At 72.6% G+C, this 6,156-nt stretch carries 6 protein-coding genes and 2 pseudogenes; 2 read left to right on the forward strand and 6 right to left on the reverse strand.

Going from position 1 to position 6,156, the window contains the following annotated elements; genetic code table 11:
* From VF330_RS20030 to VF330_RS20045, 4 genes and pseudogenes are all read right to left on the reverse strand, one after another.
* A pseudogene (locus VF330_RS20030) lies at positions 1-335 on the reverse strand (endoglucanase); the annotation flags it as partial.
* A 161-nt stretch (positions 336-496) separates the two neighbouring features.
* Complete coding sequence (locus VF330_RS20035) at positions 497-1,168, reverse strand: hypothetical protein (protein WP_330853155.1); 672 nt, start codon at positions 1,166-1,168, stop codon at positions 497-499.
* A gap of 106 nt (positions 1,169-1,274) precedes the next feature.
* A complete protein-coding gene (locus VF330_RS20040) occupies positions 1,275-1,652 on the reverse strand; it encodes an STAS domain-containing protein (protein WP_330853156.1) in 378 nt (125 codons plus the stop codon).
* Between the two features lie 98 nt (positions 1,653-1,750).
* A complete protein-coding gene (locus VF330_RS20045; RefSeq protein WP_330853157.1) occupies positions 1,751-2,536 on the reverse strand; it encodes an SDR family NAD(P)-dependent oxidoreductase in 786 nt (261 codons plus the stop codon).
* 90 nt (positions 2,537-2,626) lie between these two features.
* Between VF330_RS20045 and VF330_RS20050 the strand changes: the two genes are divergently transcribed.
* Together VF330_RS20050 and VF330_RS20055 are read left to right on the forward strand one after the other, a co-directional pair.
* Entirely contained in the window at positions 2,627-3,838 is a 1,212-nt protein-coding gene (locus VF330_RS20050; protein ID WP_330853158.1) for a helix-turn-helix domain-containing protein, read from the forward strand.
* An 84-nt stretch (positions 3,839-3,922) separates the two neighbouring features.
* Positions 3,923-4,756, forward strand: coding sequence for an alpha/beta hydrolase (locus tag VF330_RS20055; protein WP_330853159.1), 834 nt, complete (start codon positions 3,923-3,925; stop codon positions 4,754-4,756).
* Positions 4,757-4,768: 12 nt separating this feature from the next.
* Here the strand turns inward: VF330_RS20055 and VF330_RS20060 are convergent, their stop codons facing one another.
* Both VF330_RS20060 and VF330_RS20065 read right to left on the reverse strand, forming a co-directional pair.
* Positions 4,769-5,605, reverse strand: a complete 837-nt coding sequence (locus VF330_RS20060) for an SDR family NAD(P)-dependent oxidoreductase (protein ID WP_330853160.1) — start codon at positions 5,603-5,605, stop codon at positions 4,769-4,771.
* Positions 5,587-6,156: pseudogene (locus tag VF330_RS20065) on the reverse strand (transcriptional regulator); the annotation flags it as partial. The pseudogene VF330_RS20065 and the gene VF330_RS20060, both read right to left, overlap by 19 nt.

The raw sequence follows: 6,156 nt of genomic DNA on the forward strand, positions 1-6,156 counted from the left end.
TCGACGGTGTGCGCCTCGTCGGCGACGATGTTCTCGAAGTACCAGTCGCTGCCGGTGTTGTAGGTGTGGTTCTTGAAGTTGTACCGGCTGGTCGCGTTACCGCCCCAGCGCGCCACCGTCTGGCCGATTTCGGCGTTGAACGCCGGGTCGCCGCCGTTCAGTCCGTAGATGTCGGGGCTGATGGCGTGCCGTGCGGCGGACACGTCGACCGAGAGCGCCGGTCCGGCGGTGGCGGCCGCGGCGTCCTGAGCGGTGAAGGTGGCCGTGACCAGGGACGTCGCCAGACAGGCCGCCGTAATCGAGCGCAGCTTCCGCTTTCGGCGACTACCTGCCATGACTCCCCCGATCCAGCGCACCGGTGATTCTTCACCGCTGACACTGTCGAGAGGTCACGCCCCAGTCAAGCCGTTGAATTCCAGTTCGAAGAATTCGACTCGAACAATCGTCGAGGCGATTCGAAAGCGCGCTCGCGGCTGCCCGGAAAAGGCACGGCCGGTCACGTGAGGACGTGGTGGTACGGGACGTTCCACTCGTTCGGGAGCCGCGGGTAGAACGTGTTGACGACGGTCCCGGTGAAGTCGCCGCCCCAGTTGTAGGTGAGGCGCACGTCCGATTCGGCGGTCACCTCATGGCCGCGGAACCCGAGGATCGCGTCGGGGTGCGTGATGGGCACGAAGGTGATGCCACCCCAGGGGGTCACCGTGACGACCCACAACTGGGTGTCCTCGGTCGCGCCGTTCTTCCCGCGCCACTTCTCGCCGACCTCGCCGGGAAGTCCGACCTGGACGGTGTCGGCACCCTTCTTCGGGGCGTCCTGGTGGACCGCCACCCGCCTGCGCTTCGGTCCGTCCGGCCCGTCGGCCTGGCCCGCAGCGGACTCCAGGCAGTACAGGGGCCGCTGCCCGAAGAAGCCGGCGGGACTGACGTACCAGAGATGGCCCTGCCGCTCCCCGGTCTCGGGGTCGAGGGCCGTGGCCAGCAACACGCCCTGGTCGTGGCTGTCGCCGTCCAGGGCGGCGGGGCGGAGGTACCCGCCGTTGAAGGCGTGCACGAGCATGACCGGCCTGTTCTCGACCAGCGCCGCGACGATGGCGTTGTCGTAGCTGTCGACCGCCACCGGACCGCCGATCACCAGGCCGGCCATTTTCGTGCGCTCTTGGTCGTACAAGACCGGTACCTCGCTCACCTCGACCCGGGAACACCCTCCGCCGTCCAAGGTAGGACCTGAGTCCTTTGTGGAGCGAGGATGTCCCCCGGTCGTGGGAGCGCGGCCGTCAGGCGGACTTCCGCTGCCCGCGCGCCAGTTCCACGGCCTCGTCGACCGACTGGGCCACGGGCAGCACCTGGCTGAGCGCGCTGGCCATCAGCGGGCGCACGGCCGCGGCCTGCACCGCGACGATCGCGAAGCCCACGCCCTTGGTCTGCGCCTGCCCGTACAGCTTGAGCAGCACCGACAGCGCCGAGGAGCCCATGAAGTCCACGGCCAGCTCCACCACGAGGCCGTCCGGTTCCTTGTCCAGCTGCTCGAACAGGGCGGTCCCGACCGCGTCCACGTTGATCATGTCGAGCTCGCCCTTGACCACCGCGACGAGCACGCCGTCGTGGTCGCTTGTCTGAATGCCGGTCGTCGACGCCGTCTCGCCCGATGTCACTGAACACCTCATCCGCAGTTTCGTGGCTGTCCCTTGCTCCTGATCTTACGAAGGGACGGCCGATGCCACGACTCGGCCGCCTCCAGTGGAGTCGCAGGTCACGCGGACCGTGCGAAGAGACCGCCGTCGACGGGCAGGCAGACGCCGTTGACGTAGGCGGCGCGGTCGGAGGCGAGGAACACCGCGGCGTTGGCGACGTCGTGCGGCGAGCCCATCCTGCCGGTCGGGCTCGCGGCGTGCCGGGCGCCCCGGGCGGCCGGGTCGGCGGTGACCTGGCTGGCGACCATCGGGGTGTCGATCAGTCCCGGCAGGACGGCGTTGGCGCGCAGGCCCGCGCGGGCGTGGGTCAGCGCGAGCGAGACGGTCAGCTGGTTCAGGCCGGCCTTGGCCGCGCTGTACACCGGGTAGACGTAGCCGGTGTCGCGGATCGCGGCCAGCGAGGAGACGTTGACGATGGCGCCGCGGCCCGCCGCGAGCATGTGCGGGAGGGTGTACCGGCAGGTCAGGTAGGCGCTGGTCAGGTTGACCGCGAGGCCGTGGTTCCAGGTCGCGAGGTCGGTGGCGGTGAGGTCGCCGGTGATCGACGCCCCGACGTTGTTGTGCAGCACGTGCGGCGGGCCCAGCGCCGCCACCACGGCCTCGACCGCGGCGGCGACGTCGGCCTCCACCGTGACGTCGGCGGTGAGGGCGAGCGCGGCACCCCCGCCCGCGGTGATCTCCTTCGCGACGCGGCCGGCCTCGGCGGGGTCGCGGTCGACGGTGACGACGTGCGCGCCCGCGCGGGCGTAGGCCAGTGCCGCGGCCTCGCCGTTGCTCAGGCCCGGGCCGCTGGATCCCGCGCCGAAGACGACCACCACCCGGCCGTCCAGCTCCCGCTCGCTCATCGGTCCACGATGACGCCGGGCCACGGGCACCGGCCACCGTCCGCCGACGAGAAAGGGCCGGGAGGGATGCTCCGATTGTAGAATCGGCCCATGACGAGCACGGCGGTGTCCGGGCTGATCGACCGGCTCGCCACCGAGCTGTCGCGGTCGGTCGTGCTGAACGACCCGACCGTGCAGATGCTCTACGCGAGCCCGCACTACGGCGACGAGGACCCGGTGCGCATCCGGGCCGTGCTCGACCACGTCGCCCAGCCCGCCGCCCGCGGCCACGTGCTGGCCCAGGGCGTCTCCGGCTGGACCAGGGCCGGGCTGGTCCCGGCCCACAACGCCATCGGCATGCACGCCAGGGTCTGCGTGCCGGTCCGGTGGGAGGGCGCGCTGCTCGGCCTGCTGATGGTGATGGACGCCGACCAGTCGATGACCACCGCGGAGCTCGGCCAGGTCAACGACGCCGCCCAGGAGCTGGCGCTGGTGCTGCACACCGAGAGGGGCCGGTCGTCGCCGACCTCGGACGACCAGGTGGTGCTCGACCTGGTCGGTCCGGACCCGTCCGCGCGGCGGGCCGCCGGGCAGAAGCTGCGCTCGACCGGCCGCGCCGACCTGTTCGCCCACGTCACGGCGGTCGAGATCGCGGTCGCGGGCACCCGCGCCACCTCCGCTCCGCACGTCGAGGTCGCGTTGCGGCACGCCCTGTCCGGGTCCCGGCGGGCGGCGCCGGGCGACCAGCTGGTCTCGGTCACGGGCGACCGCGCCGTGGTCCTGCTGGGCTCGCCGGAGCCGGCCGGACCGCCGATCCCGCGGGTCACCGGGGTGCTCGACCGCGTGCACGAGTTCGCCCTCGGACACTTCCGCTGCGTCGCGGGCGTCGGCGGCACCGGACCGGGCCTCACCCACGCCGCCACCTCGCTGCGGCAGGCCGGTCTCGCGCGGCGGGCGGCGTCGCTGGGCCTGCGCGGCCCGGTCGCCGGGTGGCACGACCTGGGCGTTCTCGGTCCGCTGCTGACGATCCCGGACGACGAGCTGACCGAGGCGGTGCTGCCCGGCGAGCTCCACCGGCTGCGCGCGGCCGACCCCGACGGCCAGCTCACCGAGACCGTGCGGGCCTACCTCGACGCGGCCGGCAACGGCCCGCTCGCCGCCGAACGGCTGCACGTGCACCGCACGACGCTCTACTACCGGCTCGGCAGGCTCCGGGACCTGACCGGCCTGGACGTGGTGGGCGACGGCCCGACACGCCTCGTCCTGCACCTGGGGCTCGTGCTGGCCGACGTCGTTCGACAATCGGAGCAGACCGGGAGCTGAACTCTCGTCGCCCGGCGGTGGTGGTCCGGGCGGCGCCGGTTCGAGACTGCTCGGCAGCCGGGCCGACTCGACGAGGAGATCGCCATGCCCACGTTCGACACCAATGACGGCGTCACGCTGACCTACCAGGACTCCGGCGGCCGGAACGGGTCGGTCCCGCTGGTGATGCTGCACGGCTGGGGCCAGACGCAGGCGATGTTCCACCACCAGCTCGGCGGCCTCGGCGACCGGCGGGTGATCACCCTCGACCAGCGCGGGCACGGCGTGTCGGACAAGCCGCACCACGGCTACCGCATCGCCCGCCTCGCCCAGGACTTCGCGCAGCTGCTCGACCACCTCGGCCTCGACGAGGTCGACGCGCTGGGCTGGTCGATGGGCGCCTCCGTGCTGTGGAGCCACATCGACCAGCACGGCACCGCCCGGCTGCGGCGCCTCGTGCTCGTCGACCAGCCCGCCGCGGTCGCCGCCGTGCCGTGGATGTCGGCCGCCGAGCAGACCGAGTCGGGCGCGATCTTCGACGTCGGCGGTCTGCTCGCGCTCAACGGCGACCTGCACGGACCCGACGGCGCGGCGGTCCGCGAGACGTTCGTCCGGTCGATGTTCTCCGGCGAGACCGCCCCCGAGGTGTGGGACTTCGTCGCGCGGGAGATCACCGCCACCCCGGCGTACGCGGCGGTGCCGCTGCTGTTCGACCACTGCGCCCAGGACTGGCGCGACGTGCTGCCCCGCATCGACGTCCCGGCGCTGGTGCTGGGCTGCGACGGCAGCCACGTCAGCCCGGACTCCCAGCGCTACATCGCCGACCGGATCCCCGGCGCGGAGCTGCACGTCTTCCCGACGACCGAGGCCAGCTCCCACTTCGTGTTCCTGGAGAACCCGGCCGCGTTCAACGCGGTGCTCGACAAGTTCCTCAGCTGACCCCGGCAGCCGTCACGGCGCGTCGTGGGCGGTCGCGAGGGACTGCTCACGCCAGACCTCGGCGTCCTTCAGGCGCTGCTCGACCACGACGGCGAGCCGTTCGTGGGCGTCGCGGCCGATCGGCAGGTGCACCGGCGGCTCCGCGCCCGTGACGACGCGGTGGATCAGCTCGGCCGCCTTGGCGGGATCGCCGGGCTGGCGGTGGTTGGCCCCGTGCGAGGCCTCCTGCCGGTCGTGGGCCGGGGTGCCGTCGTACCCGGCCAGCGGCGCGGCCGGCCTGGTCATCGAGCTCGGGTCGAGGAAGCCGGTGCGGAAGTTGCCCGGCTCGACCACGACGGCGCGGATGCCGAACGGCGCGAGTTCGCCCGCCAGTGCCTCGGTGATGCCCTCGACCGCGAACTTGCTGGCGCAGTAGGCGCTCACGCCCGGCTGCCCCTCGTAGCCGCCGCGCGAGCCGATGTTCACGACCGTGCCCGAACCGGCGGCGCGCATGACCGGCAGGACCGCGCGCGTCATCTCGACCAGCCCGAACACGTTGACGTCGAAGAGGGCCCGGTAGTCGGCCTCGTCGACTTCCTCGAGCGCGCCGATCAGGCCGTACCCGGCGTTGTTGACCAGCACGTCGACGCCGCCGAAGCGGTCGACGGCGGCGTCCACCGCCGCGGTGATCGCCGCCCGGTCCGTCACGTCGAGCGCGACGGGCAGGACGTTCGGGGAGGCGGTGAGGTCGGCCGGGATGGAGTCGGTCCTACGGGCGCCGACGACGACGTCGTCGCCTTCCCGCAGTGCGGCGCGGGCGATCTCCGCGCCGAGCCCGCGGTTGGCTCCGGTCACGAGCCAGGTCGCCATGATGCGCTGCCTTTCGTCGATGACGATGCGGGCACGGAGGTGCCGCGCACCAGGGCCGCCAGGGCGGCGAACTTCTCCTCGTCGGCGGTCCCGCGTTCGGGGAAGAACACGTAGACCGTCTGCTTCTCGGGCGCGACGACGCCGAACGACTCCGACTGGAGCGTCAGCCCGCCCACGTCGGGGTGGTGGAAGCTCTTCGTGCCGCCGCCCTTCTCGTGCACGTCGAAGCGGTTCCACAGCCTCCGGAACTCGCCGCTCTTCACCGACAGCTCCCCCACGAGCTCCAGCAGCCGCGGCGCGTCGACGTCGGCGCCGACCGAGGCCCTCAGCCCGGCGACCGCGCCCTCGGCGATCCGGTCGCGGTCGGCGTAGACCCGCCCGACCTCAGGATCGAGGAACACGTCGCGCACCAGGTTGCGGCCGGGCCGGTAGCCGGGGTTGAGCGCGACCGCCAGCGCGTTCGCGGCCAGGACGTCGCGGAACCGGCCGACCACGATCACCGCCTCGCCGCTCCAGCGGTCGAGCAGCTGGGTGAGGCGGTGCGAGACGGC

Origin of the sequence: Lentzea sp. (assembly GCF_036380075.1) — a bacterium.
Lineage (GTDB): Bacteria > Actinomycetota > Actinomycetes > Mycobacteriales > Pseudonocardiaceae > Lentzea.

What these genes read in the sequence shown, in the direction of transcription:
- VF330_RS20045 (WP_330853157.1), bottom strand. Translation starts at nt 2,536, where the DNA reads ATGAGCGAGCGGGAGCTGGACGGCCGGGTGGTGGTCGTCTTCGGCGCG.
- VF330_RS20050 (WP_330853158.1), top strand. Translation starts at nt 2,627, where the DNA reads ATGACGAGCACGGCGGTGTCCGGGCTGATCGACCGGCTCGCCACCGAG.
- VF330_RS20055 (WP_330853159.1), top strand. Translation starts at nt 3,923, where the DNA reads ATGCCCACGTTCGACACCAATGACGGCGTCACGCTGACCTACCAGGAC.
- VF330_RS20060 (WP_330853160.1), bottom strand. Translation starts at nt 5,605, where the DNA reads ATGGCGACCTGGCTCGTGACCGGAGCCAACCGCGGGCTCGGCGCGGAG.